At 65.8% G+C, this 24,454-nt stretch carries 24 protein-coding genes, 1 tRNA gene and 1 pseudogene; 20 read left to right on the plus strand and 6 right to left on the minus strand.

Annotated elements, in window-relative coordinates; translation table 11 throughout:
• Positions 1-140: 140 nt before the first annotated feature.
• Positions 141-223 (minus strand) — tRNA-Leu (locus tag QFZ33_RS14620).
• Between the two features lie 193 nt (positions 224-416).
• On the opposite strand from QFZ33_RS14620, the gene QFZ33_RS14625 reads away from it, so the two are divergent.
• Both QFZ33_RS14625 and QFZ33_RS14630 read left to right on the plus strand, forming a co-directional pair.
• Positions 417-1,721, plus strand: coding sequence for a M20/M25/M40 family metallo-hydrolase (locus QFZ33_RS14625; RefSeq protein ID WP_307028609.1), 1,305 nt, complete (start codon positions 417-419; stop codon positions 1,719-1,721).
• Between the two features lie 26 nt (positions 1,722-1,747).
• Positions 1,748-2,908 carry an acyl-CoA dehydrogenase family protein gene (locus QFZ33_RS14630; protein ID WP_307028611.1) on the plus strand — a complete coding sequence of 387 codons (1,161 nt, stop codon included), beginning with the start codon at positions 1,748-1,750 and terminating at the stop codon, positions 2,906-2,908.
• 97 nt (positions 2,909-3,005) lie between these two features.
• Here QFZ33_RS14630 and QFZ33_RS14635 read toward each other — a convergent pair whose 3' ends face one another.
• Positions 3,006-3,239 (minus strand): DUF5703 family protein, encoded by a 234-nt coding sequence (locus tag QFZ33_RS14635; RefSeq protein WP_102973612.1) that lies wholly within the window; start codon positions 3,237-3,239, stop codon positions 3,006-3,008.
• A 39-nt stretch (positions 3,240-3,278) separates the two neighbouring features.
• Here QFZ33_RS14635 and QFZ33_RS14640 point away from each other — a divergent pair, with 39 nt between their 5' ends.
• Positions 3,279-3,542, plus strand: coding sequence for a hypothetical protein (locus tag QFZ33_RS14640; protein ID WP_307028613.1), 264 nt, complete (start codon positions 3,279-3,281; stop codon positions 3,540-3,542).
• Positions 3,543-3,584: 42 nt separating this feature from the next.
• Here QFZ33_RS14640 and QFZ33_RS14645 read toward each other — a convergent pair whose 3' ends face one another.
• Positions 3,585-4,523 (minus strand): aldo/keto reductase, encoded by a 939-nt coding sequence (locus tag QFZ33_RS14645; RefSeq protein WP_307028615.1) that lies wholly within the window; start codon positions 4,521-4,523, stop codon positions 3,585-3,587.
• Positions 4,524-4,573: 50 nt separating this feature from the next.
• On the opposite strand from QFZ33_RS14645, the gene QFZ33_RS14650 reads away from it, so the two are divergent.
• Both QFZ33_RS14650 and mshC read left to right on the plus strand, forming a co-directional pair.
• On the plus strand, positions 4,574-5,407 hold the full coding sequence (locus tag QFZ33_RS14650; protein WP_307028617.1) for an undecaprenyl-diphosphate phosphatase: 834 nt from the start codon (positions 4,574-4,576) through the stop codon (positions 5,405-5,407).
• Positions 5,408-5,422: 15 nt separating this feature from the next.
• Entirely contained in the window at positions 5,423-6,700 is a 1,278-nt protein-coding gene (gene mshC, locus QFZ33_RS14655; protein ID WP_307028619.1) for a cysteine--1-D-myo-inosityl 2-amino-2-deoxy-alpha-D-glucopyranoside ligase, read from the plus strand.
• Positions 6,701-6,748: 48 nt separating this feature from the next.
• On the opposite strand, the gene QFZ33_RS14660 is transcribed toward mshC, so the two are convergent.
• The 3 genes from QFZ33_RS14660 to QFZ33_RS14670 form a co-directional block, all read right to left on the minus strand.
• Positions 6,749-7,738 (minus strand): IS3 family transposase, encoded by a 990-nt coding sequence (locus QFZ33_RS14660; RefSeq protein ID WP_307028621.1) that lies wholly within the window; start codon positions 7,736-7,738, stop codon positions 6,749-6,751.
• Positions 7,739-7,755: 17 nt separating this feature from the next.
• Complete coding sequence (locus QFZ33_RS14665) at positions 7,756-8,202, minus strand: transposase (protein WP_307025295.1); 447 nt, start codon at positions 8,200-8,202, stop codon at positions 7,756-7,758.
• 118 nt (positions 8,203-8,320) lie between these two features.
• The gene (locus QFZ33_RS14670; RefSeq protein WP_307028624.1) at positions 8,321-9,226 is read right to left on the minus strand and encodes a PAC2 family protein; all 906 of its coding nucleotides are present in this window, start codon (positions 9,224-9,226) and stop codon (positions 8,321-8,323) included.
• A 141-nt stretch (positions 9,227-9,367) separates the two neighbouring features.
• Between QFZ33_RS14670 and QFZ33_RS14675 the strand changes: the two genes are divergently transcribed.
• From QFZ33_RS14675 to tatC, 15 genes and pseudogenes are all read left to right on the plus strand, one after another.
• Positions 9,368-10,096 (plus strand): HAD family hydrolase, encoded by a 729-nt coding sequence (locus QFZ33_RS14675; RefSeq protein ID WP_307028626.1) that lies wholly within the window; start codon positions 9,368-9,370, stop codon positions 10,094-10,096.
• Positions 10,097-10,108: 12 nt separating this feature from the next.
• Positions 10,109-11,278 carry a site-2 protease family protein gene (locus QFZ33_RS14680; protein ID WP_307028628.1) on the plus strand — a complete coding sequence of 390 codons (1,170 nt, stop codon included), beginning with the start codon at positions 10,109-10,111 and terminating at the stop codon, positions 11,276-11,278.
• A gap of 130 nt (positions 11,279-11,408) precedes the next feature.
• The gene (locus QFZ33_RS14685; RefSeq protein WP_307028630.1) at positions 11,409-12,476 is read left to right on the plus strand and encodes a tRNA (adenine-N1)-methyltransferase; all 1,068 of its coding nucleotides are present in this window, start codon (positions 11,409-11,411) and stop codon (positions 12,474-12,476) included.
• An 82-nt stretch (positions 12,477-12,558) separates the two neighbouring features.
• Positions 12,559-14,305 (plus strand): annotated as a pseudogene (gene arc, locus QFZ33_RS14690) (proteasome ATPase).
• Entirely contained in the window at positions 14,302-15,975 is a 1,674-nt protein-coding gene (gene dop / locus QFZ33_RS14695; RefSeq protein WP_373427282.1) for a depupylase/deamidase Dop, read from the plus strand. Before arc ends, dop begins: the two are co-directional and overlap by 4 nt.
• A gap of 84 nt (positions 15,976-16,059) precedes the next feature.
• Positions 16,060-16,260, plus strand: coding sequence for a ubiquitin-like protein Pup (locus QFZ33_RS14700; RefSeq protein WP_076802936.1), 201 nt, complete (start codon positions 16,060-16,062; stop codon positions 16,258-16,260).
• A gap of 84 nt (positions 16,261-16,344) precedes the next feature.
• A complete protein-coding gene (gene prcB, locus QFZ33_RS14705; RefSeq protein WP_307028633.1) occupies positions 16,345-17,166 on the plus strand; it encodes a proteasome subunit beta in 822 nt (273 codons plus the stop codon).
• A gap of 1 nt (position 17,167) precedes the next feature.
• Positions 17,168-17,875, plus strand: a complete 708-nt coding sequence (gene prcA / locus QFZ33_RS14710) for a proteasome subunit alpha (RefSeq protein WP_307028634.1) — start codon at positions 17,168-17,170, stop codon at positions 17,873-17,875.
• 1 nt (position 17,876) lies between these two features.
• Positions 17,877-19,241 (plus strand): Pup--protein ligase, encoded by a 1,365-nt coding sequence (gene pafA / locus QFZ33_RS14715; RefSeq protein WP_214854355.1) that lies wholly within the window; start codon positions 17,877-17,879, stop codon positions 19,239-19,241.
• A gap of 113 nt (positions 19,242-19,354) precedes the next feature.
• The gene (locus QFZ33_RS14720) at positions 19,355-20,284 is read left to right on the plus strand and encodes an FKBP-type peptidyl-prolyl cis-trans isomerase (protein ID WP_307028638.1); all 930 of its coding nucleotides are present in this window, start codon (positions 19,355-19,357) and stop codon (positions 20,282-20,284) included.
• A gap of 50 nt (positions 20,285-20,334) precedes the next feature.
• Positions 20,335-20,730, plus strand: coding sequence for an FKBP-type peptidyl-prolyl cis-trans isomerase (locus tag QFZ33_RS14725; protein WP_214854360.1), 396 nt, complete (start codon positions 20,335-20,337; stop codon positions 20,728-20,730).
• A gap of 140 nt (positions 20,731-20,870) precedes the next feature.
• Positions 20,871-22,877: a helix-turn-helix transcriptional regulator gene (locus tag QFZ33_RS14730; protein ID WP_307028641.1), complete on the plus strand. Its 2,007-nt coding sequence runs from the start codon at positions 20,871-20,873 to the stop codon at positions 22,875-22,877.
• A 42-nt stretch (positions 22,878-22,919) separates the two neighbouring features.
• On the plus strand, positions 22,920-23,288 hold the full coding sequence (locus QFZ33_RS14735; RefSeq protein WP_307028643.1) for a hypothetical protein: 369 nt from the start codon (positions 22,920-22,922) through the stop codon (positions 23,286-23,288).
• A gap of 34 nt (positions 23,289-23,322) precedes the next feature.
• A complete protein-coding gene (tatA, locus tag QFZ33_RS14740) occupies positions 23,323-23,592 on the plus strand; it encodes a Sec-independent protein translocase subunit TatA (RefSeq protein ID WP_102973629.1) in 270 nt (89 codons plus the stop codon).
• A gap of 48 nt (positions 23,593-23,640) precedes the next feature.
• A complete protein-coding gene (gene tatC, locus QFZ33_RS14745) occupies positions 23,641-24,435 on the plus strand; it encodes a twin-arginine translocase subunit TatC (protein WP_307031826.1) in 795 nt (264 codons plus the stop codon).
• The last annotated feature ends 19 nt before the right edge of the window (positions 24,436-24,454 follow it).

The raw sequence follows: 24,454 nt of genomic DNA on the forward strand, positions 1-24,454 counted from the left end.
TTTACGGGATTACCGCGAGTTACAACTTCGGCGGCCGTATGGCTGACCCGCGGGGCGCCACATATGACGCCGGCCGCGCGTGGTCCTGGAGAAACGAAAAAACCCCGGAAATCCATTGGATTCCCGGGGTTTTCCCTTTGTGCGCGGAGGGGGACTTGAACCCCCACCCCCTTTCGAGGACTAGCACCTCAAGCTAGCGCGTCTGCCATTCCGCCACCCGCGCAGGTGGTATTTCGAAGGACTCTCTCCGCCTTCCAGCGGTTCGCATCTCTCCGAAGCAGCGAGAAAAACTCTAACACGAACTTTCCGGAAAGATGGAATCGAGTCGACTGGGTAGGCTGAACCTGTGTGTTCCGGCAGCCAGAAGCCGCCCCAACCCGCATGAATCCGCGCTTTCCCCGCTAAAGGAGTGATCAATGTCTCACGTTCGGCCAGAGGATGAAGTTGTCACCATCTGCCAGGAGCTCATCCGCATCGATTCATCCAATTACGGGGATGGCTCGGGGCCCGGCGAACGTGCGGCGGCCGAGTACACCGCCAGCCTGATTAGCGATGTAGGGCTGGACGCGGAAATCTTCGAGTCGGAGCCTGGCCGGGCCAGCGTGGTGACCCGCATGGCGGGGTTGGACCCCTCCGCAAGCGCCCTCGTGGTCCACGGCCACCTGGACGTGGTGCCCGCCCTCCGTGAGCAGTGGTCGGTGGACCCGTTTGGCGCCGAACTCAAGGACGGGCTGATCTGGGGCCGCGGCGCGGTGGACATGAAGGACATGGACGCCATGATCCTGTCCGTCCTGCGGGACTTTGCCCGCACCGGCCGCAAGCCGAAGCGGGACATCATCTTCGCGTTCTTCGCCGACGAGGAAGCCGGCGGCGTTCACGGTTCCCAATTCGCGGTAAAGCATCGGCCTGAACTGTTCGAGGGGGCCACCGAGGCGATCTCGGAGGTGGGCGGTTTCTCCGCCACCATCGGTGGCCAGCGCACCTACCTCCTCCAGACGGCGGAGAAGGGCATCTCATGGCTGCGCCTCGTGGCCCACGGCCGCGCCGGCCACGGGTCCCAGATCAGCACGGACAACGCCATCACGCGGCTCGCCGCCGCCGTGACCCGCATCGGCGAGTACGAGTGGCCCATCGAGCTGACGGCCACCACGCGCCAGTTCCTCGACGGCGTGACCGAACTGACCGGCGTCGAGTTTGACCCCGACAACCCCGACAGGCTGCTGAAGGAACTGGGCACTGTGGCACGCTTCGTGGGCGCCACCCTGCAGAACACCTCCAACCCGACGCTCCTGAGGGGCGGCTACAAGCACAACGTCATTCCAGAGTCCGCCGAGGCGCTGGTGGACTGCCGGACGCTGCCGGGCCAGCAGGAACACGTCCTGGAGATCGTCCGCGAGCTGGCGGGAAGCGGCGTGGACGTCAGCTACGTCCACCAGGATGTCTCCCTGGAAGTGCCGTTCTCCGGCAACCTCGTGGACTCGATGATCGACGCCCTGCACTCCGAGGACCCCGGCGCGAAGGTCCTGCCCTACACGCTGTCCGGCGGAACCGACAACAAGGCGCTCAGCAAGCTCGGCATCACAGGCTATGGCTTCGCGCCCCTGCAGTTGCCGGACGACCTCGACTTCACCGGCATGTTCCACGGAGTTGACGAACGCGTCCCGGCCGATTCGTTGAAGTTCGGAGCACGCGTTCTGAACACGCTGCTCACCAACTACTGAGGACGCGCGTGGACCCCCAAACACCTATGGCAGCCGTACGGCTGCTGCCTGACGACCTGCTCGCACGGATCCGGGGGAGAGCGGCGGGATACGACGAGCGGAGCAGCTTCTTCACAGAGGATCTTGAGGAACTGGCCGATTCCGGCTACCTGAAGCTATTCGTGCCGGAGGCCGGCGGCGGGGCTGGCCTTGGTCTGGAGGCTGCGGTCCGCTGCCAGCGTCGGCTGGCGACGGCGGCCCCTGCCACCGCGCTGGCCGTCAACATGCACCTGGTCTGGACAGGGGTGGCGCGCGTCCTGGCCGAACGCGGCGACCCTTCCCTGGACTTCGTGCTGCGGGAGGCAGCAGCGGGGGAAATCTTTGCCTTCGGCAACTCCGAGGCCGGCAACGACTCCGTTCTTTTCGATTCGCTGACGGAGGCCAAGCCCCTGCCGGACGGCAGCTACTCTTTCACGGGCACTAAAATCTTCACGAGCCTTTCGCCGGCCTGGACGCGCCTGGGCATCTTCGGCAAGGACTCGGCCGCGCGGGACGGTGAAGGTGAACTGGTACACGGCTTCATCCGGCGGGACACGACAGGCTACCGGATCCTGGAGGACTGGAACACGCTCGGCATGCGCGCCAGTCAGTCCAACACCACCATTCTGGACGGCGCAGTTGTCCCGCCCGGCCGCATCTTCCGTAAGCTGCCGGTGGGGCCCAACGCGGATCCGCTGATTTTCGCTATCTTCGCGTGCTTTGAAACCCTGCTTGCCGGCGTCTACGCGGGCATCGGGGAGCGGGCTCTGGTGCTGGCCGTGGAAGCCGCCAAGCGCAGGACATCATTCAAAAATGGGGGCAGGAGCCTTGCCCAGGATCCTGACATCCGCTGGAAGGTGGCCGAGGCCGCCCTCGCCATGGATGCCCTGTACCCCCAGCTTTCGGTGGTGGCCGGCGATGTGGACCGGTTGGTGGACCACGGCAGCCAGTGGTTTCCGAAGCTTGTGGGCGTCAAGCTCCGGGCGACGGAAACGGCGCGGACCGTGGTGGACCTTGCCATCCGGGCCTCCGGGGGATCCAGCTACTTCAGGGGCTCGGAACTGGAACGCCTGTACCGCGACGTCCTGGCCGGCATGTTCCACCCCTCGGACGACGAGTCGGCGCACAACACCGTTGCCAACGCGTGGCTGGGCCCGCTCGAAGAGTAACTGCAGCGCTCACCCGCGCCGACAACTGGAGCAGCCGACAACTGGAGCAGGAGTGGGCGCAGCCATCTGAGGTGCGCGCCCACCCGGCCGGAGCGGCCTAGACGGTGCGCTGCACCTGAGTGACCCGGCGGCGAAGCCAGAAGCGCCTGCCGCCGCCCACGTAGAGCCTGCTGCGCTCGAGTTCCCACTTGCCGTATTCGGAGTGTTCAACGAGCCGGCGCCGGGCTTCGGGCAGGGAATCCTCAGGACCGACGGTCAATACGAGGTACTCGTATTGCCGGGCATAGTCCCGTTCCCGCAGGACCGAGCTGGTCAGAAAATGTTCCTTCATTGCTCTCCATTTTCGTCCTTTTCCCGCTAACGTGAAGGCATGAGCATCGATCCGCGTGTCGCGCTTCAGTCCCTGACTGCCGCCTTGGAAGAACACCTCGCAGCCGCCTCAGCCCGCCGCGGGGATGGTGACCCATCAGTGGAGGCGGCATTCTTTGCAGTTGCCGATGCCTTCGAAGTCTACGAGGACGCACTCTATGAGGCCTATAACGAAGTGACGCCGCTTCAGGTGTTCGATGACGAGGAAGACGAAGAAGAAGAAGACAGCGAAGTCGACGAGGATCTGGAAATCGTCGAGGAGTGACGCGGGTCGGGGCGCGACCCGCCCGGTGTGATCGGGGCCCGGCTAAGCCAGGCTGCTGGAGACATCCTCCAGGGCACGCGCTATTTCCGCCGGCAGCGGCGTTAGCTGGGCATCCAGGATTTCCTTGAGCTGGACGGGCGTACGCGCGCCCACGATGGCCGTCGCCACTCCGTGCCGGGACAGCAGCCAGCTCAGCGCAACATCCAGGGACGACCGCCCCAAGCCGCGGGCGGCCATGGCAACAGCTTCGACCACCTGCGACGCTGGCTGCTCGAGGTAAGGCTCCACGTAGGTGGCCAGCCGTGTACCCGCTGCCCTGGAATCGGAGGGCACATGCCCGCGATACTTGCCGGTGAGCACGCCACGGCCCAGCGGCGCCCACGCCATCAGTCCCAGGCCCGCATCCTCAATGGCGGGAACCAGCTCCGCCTCGGGCTTGCGGCACAGCAGTGAATACTCGGACTGGTTGGCAACGAGCGGGAACCCGGCCACCGCGGCCGCCTTGGCGGTCTGCCAGCCGTTGTAGTTGGCGGTTCCCACATAGCGTGCCCTTCCGCTGCGGACGGCGAAGTCAAGGGCGGACAACGTCTCCTCGAGCGGGACGTTGGGGTCCCACGCCTGGGCGAGCCAGAGGTCGACGTAGTCGGTGCCAAGGCGCGCGAGGCTGGCTTCCAGCCCGGACAGCATTGCGTTCCGTGATGCGTCCACCCGCTGCCGCCCGTCCGACGGCGACACCCCTGCTTTGGTGGAGATGACCACTTCCGTGCGGGAGACGACGTCGCCGAGCATCGACCCGAGCATGGCTTCGGCCTGGCCGTCGGCGTAGGAGGCAGCGGTGTCCACGAGGGTTCCGCCGGCGTCCACGAAGGTGCGCAGCAGCTCCGAGGCATCCTGCTCGTCCGTTTCACGGGACCACGACATTGTGCCCAGGGAGAGGGAGGAGGCGCGGAGCCCGCTGTTGCCAATGTAACGCTGCTGCATAGCAGCTAGCTTACGGGGAAACCACCCGCGTCATGACGTAGGGTCTTAGCGTGAACTGGATTGAAGCGGCCCTGCTGGGTCTTGTGCAGGGACTGACCGAATTCCTACCTATTTCATCGAGCGCCCACCTCCGGATCGTGGGCTCGTTCCTGCCGAACGCGGCTGACCCCGGCGCGGCCTTCACCGCCATCACGCAGCTCGGCACGGAGACCGCCGTGATCGTCTACTTCTGGCGGGACATCGTCCGGATCGTGAAGGCCTGGTTCGGTTCGCTGTCAGGGCGGGTGCCGCGCCAGGACCCTGACGCCCGGATGGGCTGGCTGGTGATCCTGGGCAGCCTGCCCATCATCGTCCTGGGCCTGCTGTTCCAGGACCAGATCGAATCCGTCCTGCGCAGCCTGTGGATCGTGGCCACCATGCTCATCGTCTTCGGCCTCATCCTGGCGGTGGCCGACGCCATCGGCAAACAGGACCGGGACCTTTCCGGGCTCACCTACAAGCACGGCATCCTCTACGGCTTCGCCCAGGCCATGGCCCTGATCCCCGGCGTTTCACGGTCCGGCGGCACCATCACGGCCGGGCTCTTCATGGGCTACACGCGTGAAGCCGCCGCCCGCTACTCCTTTCTGCTGGCCATCCCTGCAGTCTTTGGCAGCGGCCTCTACCAGCTGTTTAAGGTGGTCGCCAAGGACGGTGCAAGCGGCCCCTACGGGCTCGGGGAGACGGCCCTGGCTACAGTGATCGCCTTCGTCGTCGGCTACGTCATCATCGGGTGGTTCCTGAAGTTCATCTCAACGCGCAGCTACCGGCTGTTTGTCTGGTACCGCATTTTCCTTGGCCTCGCCCTGTACCTCCTGCTCGGTTTCAATGTCATCAGCGCCTAGCACTAGGCTTGGTCTGTGAAGTCCTGGATCTCCCGCCCCGTGCCTGTCCTGCCGGGGGAAATGCCCGCGCTCCGACTGTTCGACACAACCGCACAGCGCGCAGTAACCCTGAATGCCGATGGCGAAAAGTCGATGTATGTCTGCGGGATCACCCCGTATGACGCCACCCACATGGGACACGCCGCCAGCTACGTCGCGTTCGACTTGCTGAACCGTGCCTGGCGCGACGGCGGCCAGCAGGTTGCGTACGTCCAGAACGTCACCGACGTCGATGACCCGCTGCTGGAGCGTGCCGACGCCACCGGCGTTGACTGGCGCGAGCTGGCGGAAAGCCAAATCGAGCTTTTCCGCACTGACATGGAAGCCCTTAACGTCATCGCCCCCGATCATTACGTGGGCGCCGTCGAAGCCATGCCGCTGATCGTCCCCGCGATTGAGCGGCTCCTGCGCCAAGGCCTGGCCTACCGCGTTAACGGCACCCCGGGTGAGCCCGACGGCGATGTCTACTACGACGTCGAGGCCGCCAGCAAGCACGCCGTCGGAGTGGACGCCTGGACCCTCGGAGCCGTTTCCGGACTGCCGGAAGCCGAAATGCTGGAACTGTTCGCCGAACGGGGCGGCGACCCCGGCAGGGCCGGCAAGCGCCAGGCCCTCGACCCGCTGCTGTGGCGCGTGGCCCGCGACGGCGAGCCCAGCTGGCCCGGCGGCGAGCTGGGGGAGGGCCGGCCCGGCTGGCACATCGAATGCACCGTCATCGCCCAGAAGTACCTGCCCGCGCCCTTCACCGTGCAGGGCGGAGGCTCGGACCTGGTTTTCCCGCACCACGAGATGGGCGCCGGGCATGCCTACTCGCTCTCCGGTGTTCCCCTCGCCGAGCACTTCGCCCACGCAGGCATGGTGGGACTGGACGGCGAAAAGATGTCCAAGTCCAAGGGCAACCTGGTCCTGGTCTCCAAGCTGCGCGCGGCAGGCGAAGAATCGGCAGCCATCCGCCTTGCCATCCTGGCGCACCACTACCGGTCCGACTGGTCCTGGACGGCGGAAGGCTTCGAGCAGGCCAAGGCGCGCCTGGAGCGGTGGCGTTCTGCGCTGGCAGCGGCTATTGCGGGAACCGCCACGGAACTGATCGGGCAGATGCGCGGGGCCCTGGCCGACGACCTGGACGCACCCGCGGCCCTTGCCGCCGTGGACCGGTGGGCTGATGCCACGCTTGACAACACGGACAGCGCGTCAGAAGCAGACCGGGCCCTGGTGCGCGACGCCGTCAACGCTCTTCTCGGCGTCGAACTCTAAAACCCGTTTCGACGGTTCCCTGCTCAATCGACGTTCCACCGGTATATATCAAGCTGTTTGTGACAGCCGGGTGGTTTCTTTGTGGTTGATTCCTGCGACGGGAGGGATTCCCGGTGCAGTGGGCTTGCGGCGGTATCTGTGCGGGTTGCGGGCGTAGCAGGCATCGAGGGTTTTTTGTCGCTGCCTGCGCGCCTGCTCGATCAGTCCGTGATGGACGGTGTCGGGCGTGTAGTAGTTCAGTCCGCTGTGCCGGTGATTGGCGTTGTAGTTCGTGAAGAATGCCGCCATGTAGCCGCGGGCGTGGTGCAGGTCCTGGAAGCGTCCGGGGAAGCCCAGATCGTACTCGACGGTCTTGAACAGGGATTCCGAATATGGGTTGTCATCAGAGACCCGGGGCCGGGAGTAGGACAGGCTGATGCCCAAGGCACGTGCGAGGTCCAAGGTGGTGCCTGCCCGCATGGGCGCACCGTTATCGGCGTGGAGCACGGCGGGACTCTGGCTGTTTCCGGCCACGGCGTCCTGGATCAGAGCTGAGGCAAGGGCGGCGGTTTCGGTGTATTCGACGCGGTGCCCGACGACCTTGCGCGAGAACACGTCCATGATTGTGTACAGCCGATAGATGTGTTTGCCCGGGCCATGCAGCATCGTGATGTCCCAGCTCCAGAGCTGGTTCGGGGCCGTGGCTTCCAGGACGGGTTTGGCCCGTTTGGAACCGGTGCCACCGCGTTGTGCCCGGCGGTCCCCGTTCTGGCCGTGCGCGGTCACGATCCTGTGGGCTGCCGCGATCGAAAACGAGCAATGACCCGCGTCGAGCATCCGGTAGTAGGCCTGGGTGACCGAGAGGTTCCCGTAGTCCCCGGAGTTGAGCAACTCCATGAACTCCTCGGCTTCGGCCGTGGTGATGCGGTTCGGGTAGGCCCGGTCGGCCTGCGGCACAGCGATTCCGGCCGGCGCGGCAGGTTTCAGGTGCCGGTACCAGGTGGTGCGGTGCAGGCCCACCAGGGCACAGGCTGTGACCGCTGACCAGCCGGCAGTCACCAGTTTCCCCGCGAAGGTCAGGGCGATGTCTTTCCAGACTTTGGCACCAACCAGTCCGGGCGCTGCGGCTCCGGTTCCTTCAGTTCGGGATCCGTTGCCGCCGCGCTCTTGGCCATGGCGTCCAAGAGCGCGGAAGCTTTTCCCAGAATGTCCACCGCGGCCTCGGACCGGGCCAGCTTGGCCTTGAGGACCTCGTTCTCCTTCAGGACCTGCTCGAGCAGCCTCTTATCGCTTTCCCGCAATCGCTGGTCCTCGTTCCCTTGCTTGATACTGGATCTCAACTCCCCGGCTTCGCGCTGCTGAACCCAAAGCCGCAAGGTGCCTTCGGCGATGCCCACCGCTCTACAGAAGGCGATCCGGGACCCACGCTCGAGGCACTTGTCGTACTCATCAAGAATCTCGTGCTTCTGCGCGAGAGTGAAGTGGCTCCGCTTCGAGCGTCGGGAAGGGACAAGAAAATCCATGACGGACCTTTCCCCGGCCTAAGTGCCAGGCCGAAGCGACAGTGAACCTGTCACACAACAGCCTGACACACAGGGGCGGGTCGTCGAGTGGGCAGGGAACCGTCGAAACGGTGCCGCCCTAAGGCTTGTCCTTGCCCCGTCGCTTCAGGTAGCGCTCAAACTCGCGCGCAATGGATTCGCCGCTGGCCTCGGGCAGGTCTGCGGTGTCCTTCGCTTCCTCCAGCTGCCGCACATAGGCGGCAATTTCGGGATCCTCGGTAGCCAGCTCGTTGACCCCGCGCTCCCACGCCTCGGCCTCCTCAGCCAGCTCGTGCGTGTCCAGCGGAACCTGGAGCAGTTCCTCGATGCGGTGCAGGAGCGCCAGCTGCGCCTTGGGTGACGGGGCCTGCGCAACGTAATGCGGCACCGCCGCCCAGAGGGAGACGGTGGGAATGCCGGCGAGCAGGGATACCTCGGACAGCACGCCCACGATCCCCACGGGTCCCTCATACTGCGAGGCTTCGAGGTTCAGCCGTTCCCGCAGCACGCCGTCGTCAGTGGATGTGCTGACCGGGATGGGACGGCTGTGCGGCACGTCCGCCAGCAGTGCTCCCACCAGGACCACATAATCCACATGAAGCGCCTCGGCGTGAACAAGCAGTTCCGCTGTATATGCACGCCACTTATAGGACGGTTCGGTGCCCTGGATGAAAATCACATCCACGTTGGTGCCGGGGGCGCTGGCCTTGTAGATCCGCGTGGACGGCCACTTGATCTTGCGTTCGCCGGAGGCCGTGCGGCGGACCGTAGGCCGGGTGAACTGGAAGTCGTAGTACTCGTCGGCGTCTATGGACGCGACCTTCTTCCCGCCCCACAGTTTGTTGAGGTAACGGAGCGCATCACTGGCGGCTTCCCCCGCGTCATTCCAGCCCTCGAACGCAGCCAGCATCACAGTAATACGCTGGCCCTCGGGAACAGGCTGCAGCAGCTGCTCCGTCTCAGGCGCGGTGCCCGGTTCGTTGGTGTCTCCGTCGAAGCTGTTCATCCCTTCACCCTACGTCCACAAGCGTTGCTGTTGCATAGAACGAACCGCCGCAGATCCGCGGACATGCGCGGATATTCGCCGACGGCGTACGGCCGGGGCCCGCGGCGGGGCACCGCCGGGCGGCCCGGTACAGTGGAAAGCATGGAATCTGCCGCCGCTCAGCCCTTGCTCAAAGCCGTTTTATGGGACATGGACGGCACCATCGTTGACACAGAACCGTACTGGATCGAAGCCGAATACAACCTTGTCGAGGCGTACGGGGGGACATGGTCGCACGAACAGGCCATGCAGCTCGTAGGGCAATCACTGGTCCATTCGGCCGGCATCCTCCAGCAGGCCGGCGTGCGCCTGGAGATCCGCGAGATCATCGACACCCTTACCGGCCAGGTCATCAGCCGCGTCCGGGAGAGCGTTCCGTGGCGCCCGGGGGCCCGGGAGCTGCTGGATGAACTTTTTAACGCCGGCGTGCGTTGTGCCCTTGTGACCATGTCAGAGGCACCGCTGGCCCGCGAGATTGTGGCGAGCCTTCCCCGGCCCTACTTCGAGTTCCTCGTTACCGGTGACACGGTAACCCAGGGCAAACCGCACCCCGAGGCGTATCTCAAGGCTGTGGACCTGCTGAAGCAGCAGGACCCTGAGCTCACCGCCGACCATTGCGTGGCTCTGGAGGACTCGGCGCCGGGCGCTGCGGCGGCCGTGGCTTCGGGTGCCGTGACCGTGGCCATTCCGCACCTCGTGCCGCTGCCGGACGACGCCCGCAGGACCACGTGGGATTCCCTCGCGGACCGCACTGTGGCCGAACTCGAGGAGCTGGTGAGGCTCCGCCTCGGCTCGCGCGAACCGGCGGCAACCTTCGAGAACGTCAACTAAGGAGCCCGGAACGTGTCTGATCCCGCGGGATCCGGTCAGCAGCCCCCGAACGTGCAGACCCAGAAAAGCAGCCGCGAGGGTATCCCGCTCGGCAGGATCGCCGGCATTCCCATAGTGCTGGCGTACTCCTGGTTCATCATTGCCGCCTTCACGGTGATTGTGTACGGGCCCTTGCTGCAGCATGGCACCCCTTCTTTGGGCGTCGGGGCGTACTACGTTGCATTCGCCTACGCGCTGCTGCTCCTGCTGTCAGTGCTCATCCATGAGCTCGCGCATGCGCTGACGGCCAAGATCTACGGCTGGCCCAGCGAGAAAATCGTGCTCAACCTCTGGGGTGGCCACACCCAGTTTGAAAGCTTCACCGCCACACCCGGACGATCCGTGCTGGTGGCCATGGCCGGGCCGGCCGCCAACTTCGTGCTGGCCGGGGCGGCCTGGCTGGTGATTTCCTCGGGCGGCTTGTCCGGCGTAGCGGACACCCTCCTGAACATCTTCTTCTGGGCGAACCTCGTGATCGGCATCTTCAACGTGCTGCCCGGGCTGCCGCTGGACGGCGGCCGCCTGGTGGAATCCGCGGTCTGGAAGGCCACCGGCAGCCAAGCCAAAGGCACCGTCGCGGCCGGCTGGGGCGGACGCGTCATCGTCATCGCCCTGGGCCTGTGGTTCATCGTCCGGCCGCTGCTCAGCGGAGACGTACCGGACACCAGCATGCTGCTCATCACCATCCTGGTCGGCGGTTTCCTCTGGATGGGCGCGTCAGCGTCAATCCAGCAGGGCCGCCTGCGCAGCCGCCTCCATCTGGTGAGCGCCGCCGCACTGGCCGAACCCGCCGTCGGCCTTTCCGAGGGGGGGAGCGTCAGCGACGTCCTCCGGGTATCGGCAGGCGGGCGGACCGCCGTCGTGCTCTGCGGTCCTGACGGCAGGCCCAACAGCGTGGTTGACCCCGCGGCCCTGGCCGCGGTACCCGCCGCCGTGGCCGGCACCACCCCCGCCGGAGCGGTGACCTACCCGCTCGGCGCCGGCGCCTATGTGCCGGAATGGTCCAAAGGCCAGGAGTTGATCCAGTACCTGGCACAGCTCGAAGGACACGACTACGCGGTGGTTGACCACAATGGCCGGGTCACCGGCCTGCTGCGCCAGTCCAGCGTGGTGACGGCCATAACAGGCAGGGCCCCCCGCTAAAACACGCGCCGGCAGGGCCAGAGCCGGTAGAGTTACGTGCCGGTCGTGAAATCGGCAGCGGGTGCACGGCGCCCTGCCGGACAGCCACGGTGCACGCCAAGACAGCTTTCACAGGAGCGAGGACACAGTCATGAGCAGCGAATCTGCCGCCAACGCAACCAGCACGGGCCTTGCCTCCGGCACTGCAGCCGGGATGGCGGACCAGCCGGTGGGCGCTGCCCGGCGGCGCGGCCCCTTCCGCGAAGGCGAACGGGTCCAGCTGACGGACGAGCGCGGGCGCATGAACACCATCAGCCTCGAGGCCGGCGGAGCCTTCCACACCCACCGCGGCTTCCTGAACCACGACGACATCATCGGCAAGGTGGACGGTTCGGTGGTGGTCAACAACGTCGGCCAGCAGTACCAGACGCTCCGCCCGCTGCTGTCCGACTTCGTCCTGTCCATGCCCCGCGGCGCCGCCGTGGTCTACCCCAAGGACGCCGGCCAGATCGTCACCATGGCTGACATCTTCCCCGGCGCCCGCGTGGTGGAAGCAGGCGTGGGCTCAGGCGCCCTCTCCATATCGCTGCTCCGTGCGGTGGGGGACCAGGGCTACCTTCACTCCTTCGAACGCCGCGAGGAATTCGCCGCCATCGCGCGCGGCAACGTGGAAACCATCTTCGGAGGCCCGCACCCGGCCTGGCAGATCTCCCTCGGGGACTTCCAGGAGGAAGTGGTCCGCGCCGAAGAGCCCGGCTCCATCGACCGCGTTGTCCTCGACATGCTGGCGCCCTGGGAATGCCTTGACGCCGTAGCCACCGTCCTGGCCCCCGGCGGCGTGTGGATCAACTACGTCGCCACCGTCACCCAGCTCTCCCGCACGGCCGAAGCCATCCGCGCCGACGGCCGCTTCACTGAACCGGACGCCTGGGAATCCATGGTCCGCGGCTGGCACCTCGAAGGACTCGCCGTGCGCCCCGACCACCGCATGGTCGCCCACACAGGGTTCCTGCTGGTCACCCGCCGGCTCGCCGACGGCGTCACCGGCATCTCCGTTAAGCGGCGTCCGTCCAAGACCGAGTTCAACGAAGAAGACGTCAACGCCTGGACACCGGGCGCCGTGGGGGAACGCCTGGTCTCGGACAAAAAGCTGCGCCGGGCGGCGCGGGATGCGATCGCCGGCACAAACGTGAAGGACGATCCGGACATCACAAACTAGTCCGTATTTCGGATGTCGTCGGCTCTACCAGCCAACTTGGGGCTATCGTCTTAAGAAGAGCGCAGGAAGGGGCTGATGCATCATGGACACGCCAAACAAGGACTCCGTGCCTACGCCGGCTGAACAGGCTGGTGCCAACGAACTGTCTGTCGCGGACCGGCAGGTCAATATCCTCAGAGACAAACTGAGGCATATCGACCGCCAGCTGGCAGCTGCCACGCAGAACAACACCAAGCTCGTGGCAATGCTGGAAACTGCCAAGGCCGAAATACTCCGGCTGAAGAACGCCCTGGACCAGGAGGGGCAGCCGCCGTACAGCTTCGGCACCGTCCTTCAGCTGAACCCGCGGCGGCAGGCTGCCGGCAGCGGCCAGGCCGCCACCGAGGAATCGGTGGACATCTTCAACGCCGGGCGGAAAATGCGGGTTGGCATCAGCCCGCTGGTCAACATCAACCAGCTGGCCGTCGGCCAGGAGGTCCTCCTCAACGAGGCGCTCCTGGTGGTGGCCGGCCTCGGTTACGAGCGCGCAGGCGAGCTCGTCACGCTTAAGGAGCTGCTCGGCCCGGACCGCGCACTGGTGCTGGGCCGTGCCGATGAGGAGCGCGTCATCAGGCTCGCAGGCCCGCTTCTGGGCGAAAAGCTGCGGGTGGGCGATGCCCTCTCCATCGATTCGCGCACCGGGTACGCCCTCGAGAAGGTCCCGCGGTCCGAAGTTGAGAACCTCGTCCTGGAGAGAAGTCCCGGACATCACCTACGAGGACATCGGCGGCCTCGGCCCGCAGATCGAACAGATCCGGGACGCCATCGAGTTGCCGTTCCTGCATCCGGACCTGTACCGCGAGCACGGGCTCAAGGCTCCCAAGGGCATCCTGCTCTACGGCCCTCCGGGCTGCGGCAAGACCCTCATCGCCAAGGCGGTGGCTAACTCCCTGGCCGCGCGCGCCGCGGAACGCTCGGGCAATATCGACCTGAAGAGTTATTTCCTCAATATCAAGGGACCCGAACTCCTCGACAAGTACGTCGGCGAGACCGAACGCCACATCCGGCTGATCTTCTCGCGGGCCCGCGAAAAGGCGTCGGACGGCAGCCCCGTTGTGGTCTTCTTCGACGAGATGGATTCGCTCTTCCGCACCCGCGGCACGGGCATCTCCTCGGACGTCGAAACCACGATTGTGCCGCAGCTGCTGAGCGAGATCGACGGCGTGGAGCGGTTGGACAACGTGATTGTCATCGGCGCCTCCAACCGCGAGGACATGATCGACCCCGCCATCCTGCGCCCCGGCCGCCTGGACGTGAAGGTGAAGATCCAGCGTCCCGATGCCGAGGCCGCAGCGGACATCTTCAGGAAATACATCACGCCGGACCTGCCGTTCCACGAGGATGACCTGGTGGAGCACGACGGCGATGTCCAGGAGACTGTCGACGCCATGGTCCAGCGCACCGTGGAGTCGATGTACTCGACGGAGAAATCCAACGAGTTCCTGGAAGTTACCTACGCCAACGGGGACACCGAGATGCTGTACTTCAAGGACTTCAACTCCGGGGCCGTGGTCCAGAACGTCGTGGACCGTGCCAAGAAGTACGCCATCAAGGACCTCCTGACCACGCAGCAGAAGGGCCTGCGCATCGACCACCTGCTGCGCGCCGTCGTCGATGAGTTCCGCGAGCACGAGGACATGCCCAACACCACCAACCCGGATGACTGGGCACGCATCTCCGGCAAGAAGGGTGAGCGCATCACTTACATCCGCACCATCGTCCAGGGCAAGGCCGGCCAGGAGCCCGGCAAATCCATCGAGACCATGCCCAACACGGGCCAGTACCTGTGACGGCCGCCCCCGAAGCGGCGCTGGGAGGCGGCCTGCCGGCCGGCGGCGCCATGCGGGTCATGGGTTCGGAGACCGAATACGGGATTCACGCGCCGGCCGCTCCGGGCGCCAATGCCACCATGATGTCCGCCCGGGTGGTCCAGGCTTACGCCCAGGTCACCCGGCTCCGGGCCGCCGGCGGCGCCGAGACCCGCTGGGACTACACGGACGAGGAGCCGCTGCACGACGCCCGCGGCTGGACACTGGAGCGCGGACAGGCCCACCCGAGCCAGCTGACGGACCAGCCGCCTGTGCTGAACGCCGAAGCGGTGGCGCTTGCCTACGGCCGTGAGGAGCTTGAGCTGGACGGCGAGGACGAATCGGGCTCGCTGCTGATGAACATGGTGCTCGGCAACGGGGCACGCCTCTACGTGGACCACGCGCACCCCGAGTACTCCAGCCCGGAGGTCACCAACCCCGCGGCTGCAGTGGCCTGGGACGCGGCCGGGGACCTTGTGGGCCTGGCCGCGGTCCGCAGGCTGGCCAGCGACACGGAACTGCCCGCCGTCAACCTCTACAAGAACAACACCGACAACAAGTCCGTGTCCTACGGGTCCCACGAAAACTACCTGATGCCGCGATCCGTCCCGTTCGGCGACATTGTCCGCGGGCTGACCCCGTTTTTCGTGTCGCGACAGATCATCTGCGGTTCGGGGCGGGTGGGCCTGGGCCAGGACAACTCCCGGTCCGGTTACCAGATCAGCCAGCGGGCGGACTTCTTCGAGGCGGAGGTGGGACTCGAAACCACTATCCGGCGCCCCATCATTAACACCCGCGACGAGCCGCACGCAACGGCGGACAAGTACCGGCGACTGCACGTAATCATCGGCGACGCCAACCTGAGCCAGGTGTCCAACTACCTGAAGTTTGGCACCACCGCCATGGTGCTGAGCCTGATCGAGGCGGGCCTCGCGCCGCGGATCGAGGTGCACGAGCCGGTGGCCGCGCTGCAGGCCATCAGCCATGACACCACCCTCACCGCCCAGGTCAGACTGCTCGACGGCCGCCGGGTGACGGCCCTTGACCTGCAGTGGATGTACCACGAAGCCGCCGCCAAGCTCGCCCAGGACACGGGAGTCTCGGACGCCGTCGACGGCGACGGCCACACGCACGCCGTGCTGGAGCGGTGGGCTACCACCCTGACGCAGCTGGACAGTGACCGGTCGGCCGCCGCCACGTCGGTGGAGTGGCTGGCCAAGCTGTCCATCCTGGAGGGCTACCGCCAGCGCGACGGACTCCAGTGGGATGACGCCCGGCTGGGGCTGGTCGATCTGCAGTGGTCTGACCTCCGGCCCGAAAAAGGGCTCTACTACCGCCTGCTCTCCCGGGACCGGATGCAGCGGATCGTGGACGACGCCGACATCGCCGCCGCGGTGACGGAACCGCCGTCGGACACCCGGGCGTACTTCCGCGGACGCTGCGTCAGCAGCTTCAGTAAGGACGTGGTGGGCGCCAGCTGGGACTCGGTGATCTTCGACGTGCCGGGCTACGGAAGGCTGCAGCGCGTGCCCACACGGGAGCCGCTGCGCGGCACGAAAGCGCTAACGGGAGGGCTGTTTGCCAAGCACCGCGAGGCGGGGTCGTTCCTAGCGGAACTGCTCGGATCGGCACCGGCTCCGCCACCGGCATAATGCACCCCGCAACGGCCCTTTGCGTGGCAATATGGGCATACAGGATGTGCCTCCGGAGTGGGGGACTGGATGAAGGAGAAGGACATGGCAGGCCAGGAGCAGCAGCAGCCACAGCCACGCGACACCGAGGTCGAGGAAGAGGTCCCCGTACCGCCGGCGCCCGCAGAAGGACAGGCATCCGCCTCGACGCAGGGTGTTGACGATCTCCTCGACGAGATTGACGGCGTCCTGGAGTCCAACGCGGAGGAATTCGTCCGGGCATTCGTGCAAAAGGGCGGCCAGTAGACCGGCAGCCACGCCACCCGCACCGGGCACGGAAGCCAGAGCTACCGGACAGCCGCTGAATTATGACGTTGAAGGAGTGCACCAGTGCAGGAGACAACAGCCAACAAGGTAGCCGCCCACGCGACGTCGTCGTTCACTGAGCATCTCCAACGCGACCGTCCGGAACTGCTCCCCCAATACGCACCATTCGCGGCGGGCACGTCCGCCGGCCAGCCGCTAGCCGTGCCGCACGCCACCACCATCGTGGCCATGACCTATGCCGGCGGCATCGTCATGGCCGGCGACCGCCGCGCCACCATGGGCAACATCATCGCCAGCCGGCACATCGAAAAGGTCTTTCCCGCCGACCAGTATTCCGTCCTCGGCATCGCCGGCACGGCAGGCATCGCGATCGACCTGACACGCCTGTTCCAGGTGGAACTCGAGCACTACGAGAAGATCGAAGGCACCCTGCTGAGCCTGGACGGCAAGGCGAACCGACTCGGCGCCATGATCCGCGGCAACCTGCCAATGGCGCTGCAGGGCCTCGCAGTGGTCCCGCTGTTCGCGGGCTTCGACACCGCCGCCGGGGTAGGCCGGCTGTTCTCCTATGACGTGACCGGCGGCCGCTACGAGGAACAGGAACACCACGCCGTGGGCTCCGGATCAATGTTCGCCCGTGGCGCACTTAAAAAGCTTTGGCGGCCCAACCTGCCCGAGGACGAAGCCATATCCGTCGCCGTGGAGTCCCTCTACGACGCCGCCGACGACGACTCGGCCACCGGCGGTCCCGACCCCGTGCGGCAACTGTGGCCCGTGGTGTATGCCGTCAACCGGGCCGGAGCCCGCCGGGTCTCGGAGCGCGACCTCGCCGCCACGGCCGGAAACATCATCGAGTCCAGGGCAGCTGCCCGGCGGGAGGCCTGATATGACACAGCAGTTCTATGTCTCTCCCGAACAGCTGATGAAGGACCGTGCGGATTTCGCACGGAAAGGCATCGCCCGCGGACGGTCCGTGATCGTGGTCAGCTGCGAGGACGGAATTGCCCTGGTGGCCGAGAACCCGTCTCCCTCGCTGCACAAGATCGGCGAGATCTACGACAAGATCGCCTTCGCCGCCGTCGGGAAGTACAACGAGTTTGAAAGCCTCCGCCAGGCCGGGGTGCGCTACGCCGACGTCCGCGGCTATTCCTATGACCGCGAGGACGTCACGGCCAGGGGACTGGCCAGCGTCTACGCCCAGAGCCTGGGTGCCGTCTTCACCGCGGAGCAGAAGCCGTTCGAGGTGGAACTGGCCGTGGCAGAGGTAGGAGCCAGCCAGGACCTCGACCATCTCTACCGCCTCACGTTCGACGGCTCCATCGCGGACGAGCACAACTTCATTGTGATGGGCGGCCAGGCGGACAAGGTGTCCGGGGCGATCGAGGGCGGCTGGCAGCGCGACCTCTCGTTCGCGGCGGCGATCCGGCTCGCCGTTAAGGGACTCATGACGGACAATGAGGCACCCGACCTGCTGGCCAAGGCCTTGGAAGTGGCGGTGCTGGACCGCAGTTCGGAAAGCAGCAGGGGGACGCGTAGGGCTTTCCGCAGATTGTCCGACCAGGACGTTGTGGAACTGCTGGCTGAGGAGAGCTGACATGGACAAGAGGATTTTCGGCATTGAAACCGAATTCGGGATTTCCTACTCGAGCCCGGACTCCCGGCCCCTCGCCCCGGAGGAAGTGGCCCGCTACCTGTTCCGAAAAGTGGTCAGCTGGGGCCGGTCCTCCAACGTGTTCCTCACCAACGGGTCCCGCCTGTACCTCGACGTGGGCTCGCACCCGGAATACGCCACCGCAGAATGCGACGACCTCGCCCAGCTGATCGCCCATGACCGCGCCGGGGAGCTCATCCTCGATGACCTCGTGGATGAAGCCCAGTCCAGGCTCGCCGCCGAGGGCTTCAACGGCACGGTGTACCTGTTCAAGAACAACACCGATTCTGCAGGCAACTCCTACGGCAGCCACGAGAACTACCTCATTCCGCGCCGCGGCGAGTTCACCCGGCTGGCCGAGATCCTGATTCCATTCCTCGTCACCCGCCAGCTCATCGCCGGTGCGGGCAAGATCCTGAAGACGCCGCACGGGGCCACCTACGCGTTTTCGCAGCGGGCGGACCACATCTGGGAGGGCGTGTCCTCGGCCACCACCCGTTCCCGGCCGATCATCAACACCCGGGACGAGCCGCATGCGGATGCAGAGTTCTACCGGCGGCTGCACGTGATCGTCGGGGACTCGAACATGTCCGAGACCACGGCGCTGCTCAAGGTGGGCACCGTGGACCTCATCCTGCGGATGATCGAGGCCGGCGTGATCATGCGGGACATGCGGATGGAAAACCCCATCCGCAGCATCCGGGAAATCTCCCATGACCTGAGCGGCCGCGCATTGGTCAGGCTCGCCAACGGCCGCCAGCTCACCGCCCTGGAGATCCAGCAGGAGTACCTGAACAAGGTCACGGCGTTCGTCGAGGAAAACGGCGCCCACAACCCGCACGTGCCGCTGATCCTGGACCTGTGGGGGCGGACGCTGCGGGCCATCGAAAGCGGCGACTCCAGCACCATCGACACCGAAATCGACTGGGCCATCAAGAAAAAGCTCATGGACAGTTACCGCAGGCGCCACGGCCTGGGGCTGGACGCCCCCAGGATCGCGCAGCTGGACCTCACCTACCACGACATCTCCCGTTCCCGCGGCCTGTACTACCTGCTACAGTCCCGCGGCGCCGTCCGCCGGGTGACCGAGGAGACCGCCATCAAGGACGCCGTGGACGCCCCGCCGCAGACCACCAGGGCCAAGCTTCGAGGCGACTTCGTCCGAAAGGCGCAGGAACTGGGCCGGGACTACACCGTGGACTGGGTCCATCTGAAGCTCAACGACCGCGCCCACCAGACCATTTTGTGCAAAGACCCGTTCCGCAACGTTGACGAGCGGGTTGATGCCCTTCTGGACTCTATGGGCTGATACCCAGCTTTCCGCGTTACTCTGGAAGAGGCCGCTCTGCGGTCCTGACTGCCTTGCCGTCTGTAGCACCTCCGCCGGCAGGGCATCCATCTTGCCCCGACGAAAGTTCTCACGTGCGCCGACTACTAGCAATCCTTCTTCCCGCGCTGCTCCTGCTGACCGCCTGCGGTGGCCAGGAGCCAGCAGCCCCGGAACCGACCAGCCAGTCCGCGGGTGACACCGCCAAGTTCGACTCGCTCAAGCTGACGGACAACGGTGACAAGAAAGCCCCCAAGGTCGAGTTCACCAAGCCGCTGGAGGTTACCGAACCGACCGTGAAGGTTGTCACCGATGGCAGCGGGGATCGCGTCAAGGCCAACCAGATTGCCGAGATTTCCGTCCTTGCCCTGAACGCCAAGGACGGTTCCACGCTGGACGACAGCTTCCCCCGCGACCCCGAGCCCCTTGAACTGAACGACAAACTCAAGAGCGGCAGCGCGATCGTCTACAACGCGTTCGTTGGCGCCAAGGTAGGCTCACAGCTCGCCCTCGCCATCCCGGGCAAGGCAGCGGCGGAAGGCCAGGCTGCCCAGCCGACCCAGCTCCTGATCATCAAGGTGCTCTCGGCCAAGGAGGCCCCGAAGGTGCTGGATAAGCCGGAAGGCGATCCGGTCACACCGCCCGCAGGCCTTCCGACCGTCACCGAGAAGGACGGTGTCCCGGAGATCTCGGTCAAGGGCGTCGCCGCCCCCAAGAAGCTCATCGCCCAGGACCTGATCAAGGGCAAGGGCGCCGTCGTCAAGGCCACGGACACCCTGACCGTCAACTACGTCGGCGTGGCCCTGGCCAGCGGCAAGAAGTTTGACTCCAGCTTTGACCGCAAGGAGCCGGCCTCGTTCGCGCTGAACCAGGTCATCAAGGGCTGGACCCAGGGCCTGGCCGGCAAGACCGTTGGCTCGCGCGTCCTGCTCGTCATCCCCAAGGATCTCGCCTACGGCGACTCCGGCCAGGGTGACGCCAAGGGCGACCTCGTGTTCGTCGTCGACATCCTGGGCGTTAAATAAGCCAGGCGTCAAGTAAGCAACTCAAACACCCACCAGCAGAAGGAGCAACTATGTCATTTGGCCAGCGCAAAATCGACCGTGACAAGCCGGAAATCGACTTCCCCCAAGGCCCGGTGCCCACGGAACTCGTCATCACGGACATCATTGAGGGCGACGGTCCCGAGGCCAAGGCCGGCGACACCGTGTCCACCCACTACGTCGGCGTGGCCTGGTCCACCGGCGAAGAGTTCGACGCATCCTGGGGCCGCGGCGCCCCACTGGACTTCCGCGTCGGCGTCGGCCAGGTCATCCAGGGCTGGGACCAGGGGCTGCTCGGCATGAAGGTCGGCGGACGCCGCCGCCTTGAGATCCCCTCCGAGCTGGCTTACGGCTCACGCGGTGCCGGCGGAGCCATCGGCCCGAACGAGGCGCTGATCTTCGTCGTGGACCTGGTGGGCGTCCGCTAGTCCCCACCCGCCCCCTATCCTCGCAAGCTAGGTGTGGCCCCCCACCGTACTGCGTAAGCGCGGTAGCAATCGGAAGAATTTTCCGGATTGTTGCCGCGCTTTCGCGTTATTGCCCGAACGGCTTTAGTAACGTAGCGAGGGTGTCCGCCCAACGTACTGAACGCCTGCTGAACCTCCTGATCGCCCTGCTGAACTCGCGGTACGGCCTCAGGCGCAGTGAGCTGCGGGAGAAAATCTATGCCGGCGGCGCGGCCAGTGACGCCGCCTTTGGCCGCATGTTCGAACGCGACAAAAACGACCTTCGGGACTTTGGCTTCGACGTCGAGACGGTCACCGACCTGGGCTGGAGTTCCGACGATCCCGGCACCACCCGGTACCGGATTGGCAAGGAGTCCAACCGCCTGCCGGATGTGGAGCTCACCCCGGACGAGTGGACGGTCCTGCTGCTGGCTTCGCAGCTCTGGGAACAGGCGGCTCTGGGCACGGCGGCGAGCAACGCCCTCCGCAAGCTTCAGGCCGCGGGCGGGCTGGCCGACGTCGAACTTCCGGCCGGCGTGCAGCCGCGCATCAAGCCGGCCGGCCAGGCGTTCGAGGATCTCGTGGCCGCCATGCACGCCCAGCATGCCGTCCGCTTCCTCTATCTGGCCGGCAGCACGGGGCGGGAGGAGGAGCGCGTCGTTGAGCCCTGGGGCCTGGGCAGCCGCTTCGGCCAGTGGTACCTCGTCGGCTTTGACCGGCGCCGAAAGGCGAAGCGCTTTTTCCGGCTGTCGCGCCTCACGTCTGCCGTGACAATCCTGGACAGGGAGGCCTTCACGCCGCCCGCCGGCTTCAACGTGCGTGCCGAGCTGAACGGCCTTCCGGAGCTTCCGGTCAGCTCCGCCGTCGTGGAGGTCCGCAGTGGCAAGCTCCTGGGGCTGCGAAAGCGGGCCGCCGGGCCTGCGTCTCAGGAGGCGGACACGGACGTGTCCCAGAATATGGAGGCCGACGCCGGGTGGGACCGTCTGAGCGTCCCCTACCGTGACGCTGAGGTGCTCGGGGAGGAGCTGGCCTCCTACGGGCCGAACGTCAGGGTGGTGAGCCCCGGGGAGCTGTCCGCTGCCGTGCAGCGCCGTCTGGCGAATGCCGCCGCCTTCATCGACGCTCCGGTGCCGCCGTATTCGTTCGCGCATGCCGGGACGGGGAAACGGACCCGCAAGCGCACGTCGGAAGACCAGCTCAAGCGGATGCTGCAGCTGGTCCCGTTCCTGGTCCGCAACCAGGGCCTGCCCATCGAGGAGGTGGCCGACAGGTTTGGGGTGACCCGCCAGGAGCTGGAGGGCGATCTGCTGATCCTGATCTGTTCCGGCCTGCCGCAGGGATACCCGGACGAGCTGCTGGACATCCAGTGGGAGGAGGGGCACGTTTTCATCAGCCAGTCCATGGAGCTGAACCGGCCGGTTCGCTTCACCGTGGACGAGGCCTGCGCGCTGCTCACGGGTCTCGAGACCTTGAACGGCCTGCCGGAGCTGGCCGAAGGAAGCGCCCTGGAATCGGTGACGCTCAAGCTGATGGCGGCCGCGGGGGAGGAGGGGCTCCGTGCCGCTGCCCTCTCCGGGCCGGAGGTGGCACCCGGCAACTCGGCCAACCTCGAGGTTATCCGCGACGCGATTGAATCAGGGTCCCAGCTGCACCTCGTCTACCTTTCCGCGCAGAAGGACACCCTGTCGGAGCGGGACGTGGATCCGCTCCGGCTCTACTCCATGGACAACACCTGGTACTTCGAGGCCTACTGCCATTCGGCGGCCGGCCTGCGGAATTTCCGGCTGGACCGGATCGAGGATCTCGCGCCCACCGGGAAGCCGGCCTCGTCAGGGATGAAGCCCGACGGCGGGTTCCCGGCAAAGCTGTTCACCCCCAACGACGACGACACCCTGGTCACCGTCCAGCTCACCGCCCGCGGTGCCGGGCTCGCGGACGACTATTATGCCGAGCGGACAGCGCCGCTGCCGGACGGCGGCCTGATGGCCGAGATCCGGTTCGGCAACACGGCATGGCTGCCCATGTTTGTGGCCCAGCACGGCGGAACGGCACGGATCCTGGAACCTGAGGCGCTTGCCCGCGCCTCGCGGGACTGGATCGGGGCGGCCCTGGCCCAGTACAACGGCTAGTCAGTACAACGGCTAGCCTGTACGGCAGCTAGACTACTCAGCATGCCTTGGTGGTCCTGGATCCTTATTTGGGTGGCGCTTGTGTCACTGTCGCTGCTGTTCTTCGTGCTCATGGGCGTTCGCCTGTTCCGCCAGTTCATGGCAACAGTCAAGGAGCTCGGCGAAGCCGGCGACAAACTCACCAGCCTTCCGGTTGCGGCGGCAGCGTACGCCTGGGCCGCCGGCCCAGTGCCTGATGCCGCCGTCGTCGGGCTTGCACCGGGAACCGCCCCCTTTGCCCCGCCGCACCAGGTGCGCCATGATTACCACGCGTCCAAAGAGGCCCGCAGGGAGGCCCGGCGCCAGCGCCGGGTCCGCCGGAAGACCGAACGGGGCCAGCCCCAGTCGCTGCGCGACATCGAATTCAGATAAACGTAGGATGTAGCTAAACGAAAGGAACACCAACATGAGGCTTGAAGGCTGGCATCTCATAATCATCATCGTCCTGGCTTTGGTGCTCTTCGCTGCACCGAAACTTCCCGGCATGGCCCGGAGCCTCGGCCAGTCGATGCGAATTTTCAAGTCGGAAGTCCGCGAAATGAAGAAGGACGGTGCCCCTGAAGCCAAGGACGGCTCGGATCCCGTCGAAGGCACGGTCGTCAACCACCCGCGTTCCACCGCGACGGACAACCGTCCCGCAGACGGGAACGACGTTCCGCCGCCCAACCGCGCCTAAGATTTCGTGGCACTGACCATGAGTCGTCAATCCAATCCTGAGGGACGGATGGCTCTGCTGGACCATCTGCGCGAACTCAGGAACCGGCTGTTCAAGTCCGCCATTGCGGTTGTGCTCGCCACAATTGCGGGTTTCCTGGTGTACCAGCCCATGCTCGCGGCCCTGATCAAACCGATTAAGGACCTCAACGAGAGCGAGGGCCGGCAGGCATCGCTCAACTTCGACGGCGTGGCGAGCTCCTTCGACCTCATGATCCAGGTGTCGGTGTTCCTGGGGGTAATCCTGGCCAGCCCGGTCTGGCTGTACCAGCTCTGGGCGTTTATCGTCCCCGGACTGCACAAGAAGGAACGCCGGCTGGCGCTGTCCTTTGTGTCGGCCGCGGTGCCGCTGTTCATCGGCGGCGTGACGCTGGCGTGGCTTGTCCTCCCCAATGCCGTCCGGGTCCTCACCGACTTCACGCCAGCCGGAGGCTCCAACTTCATCAGCGCCCAGGTCTACCTGTCCTTCGTGCTGCGGCTGCTGCTGGCCTTCGGCATCGCCTTCCTGCTCCCTGTTGTCCTGGTCGGTCTGAACCTCGCCGGGCTGCTTCGTGGGGAGCAGCTCCTGAAGAGCTGGCGCATTACGGTGTTCCTTGTTTGCCTGTTCGCGGCCATGGCGGCCCCCGGCGGCGATGCGATGAGCATGTTCTACCTTGCTGGTCCCATGCTCCTGCTCTTCTTCGCAGCCATCGGCCTGTGCGTCCTGAACGACCGCCGGCGAGCACGCCGGGCAGAGAAGCGGGCCGCTGAGACCGAGGCCACAGCCGATGTTGCGACTCCGAGCAGCGAGCTGAAGAATCTCTAGGCACGCCACCGCTAGGCTT

Origin of the sequence: Arthrobacter globiformis (assembly GCF_030815865.1) — a bacterium.
GTDB classification, from domain to species: domain Bacteria; phylum Actinomycetota; class Actinomycetes; order Actinomycetales; family Micrococcaceae; genus Arthrobacter; species Arthrobacter globiformis_B.

What these genes read in the sequence shown, in the direction of transcription:
- QFZ33_RS14625 (WP_307028609.1), top strand. Translation starts at nt 417, where the DNA reads ATGTCTCACGTTCGGCCAGAGGATGAAGTTGTCACCATCTGCCAGGAG.
- QFZ33_RS14630 (WP_307028611.1), top strand. Translation starts at nt 1,748, where the DNA reads ATGGCAGCCGTACGGCTGCTGCCTGACGACCTGCTCGCACGGATCCGG.
- QFZ33_RS14635 (WP_102973612.1), bottom strand. Translation starts at nt 3,239, where the DNA reads ATGAAGGAACATTTTCTGACCAGCTCGGTCCTGCGGGAACGGGACTAT.
- QFZ33_RS14640 (WP_307028613.1), top strand. Translation starts at nt 3,279, where the DNA reads ATGAGCATCGATCCGCGTGTCGCGCTTCAGTCCCTGACTGCCGCCTTG.
- QFZ33_RS14645 (WP_307028615.1), bottom strand. Translation starts at nt 4,523, where the DNA reads ATGCAGCAGCGTTACATTGGCAACAGCGGGCTCCGCGCCTCCTCCCTC.
- QFZ33_RS14665 (WP_307025295.1), bottom strand. Translation starts at nt 8,202, where the DNA reads ATGGATTTTCTTGTCCCTTCCCGACGCTCGAAGCGGAGCCACTTCACT.
- QFZ33_RS14670 (WP_307028624.1), bottom strand. Translation starts at nt 9,226, where the DNA reads ATGAACAGCTTCGACGGAGACACCAACGAACCGGGCACCGCGCCTGAG.
- QFZ33_RS14675 (WP_307028626.1), top strand. Translation starts at nt 9,368, where the DNA reads ATGGAATCTGCCGCCGCTCAGCCCTTGCTCAAAGCCGTTTTATGGGAC.
- QFZ33_RS14685 (WP_307028630.1), top strand. Translation starts at nt 11,409, where the DNA reads ATGAGCAGCGAATCTGCCGCCAACGCAACCAGCACGGGCCTTGCCTCC.
- QFZ33_RS14700 (WP_076802936.1), top strand. Translation starts at nt 16,060, where the DNA reads ATGGCAGGCCAGGAGCAGCAGCAGCCACAGCCACGCGACACCGAGGTC.
- prcA (WP_307028634.1), top strand. Translation starts at nt 17,168, where the DNA reads ATGACACAGCAGTTCTATGTCTCTCCCGAACAGCTGATGAAGGACCGT.
- pafA (WP_214854355.1), top strand. Translation starts at nt 17,877, where the DNA reads ATGGACAAGAGGATTTTCGGCATTGAAACCGAATTCGGGATTTCCTAC.
- QFZ33_RS14725 (WP_214854360.1), top strand. Translation starts at nt 20,335, where the DNA reads ATGTCATTTGGCCAGCGCAAAATCGACCGTGACAAGCCGGAAATCGAC.
- QFZ33_RS14735 (WP_307028643.1), top strand. Translation starts at nt 22,920, where the DNA reads ATGCCTTGGTGGTCCTGGATCCTTATTTGGGTGGCGCTTGTGTCACTG.
- tatA (WP_102973629.1), top strand. Translation starts at nt 23,323, where the DNA reads ATGAGGCTTGAAGGCTGGCATCTCATAATCATCATCGTCCTGGCTTTG.
- tatC (WP_307031826.1), top strand. Translation starts at nt 23,641, where the DNA reads ATGGCTCTGCTGGACCATCTGCGCGAACTCAGGAACCGGCTGTTCAAG.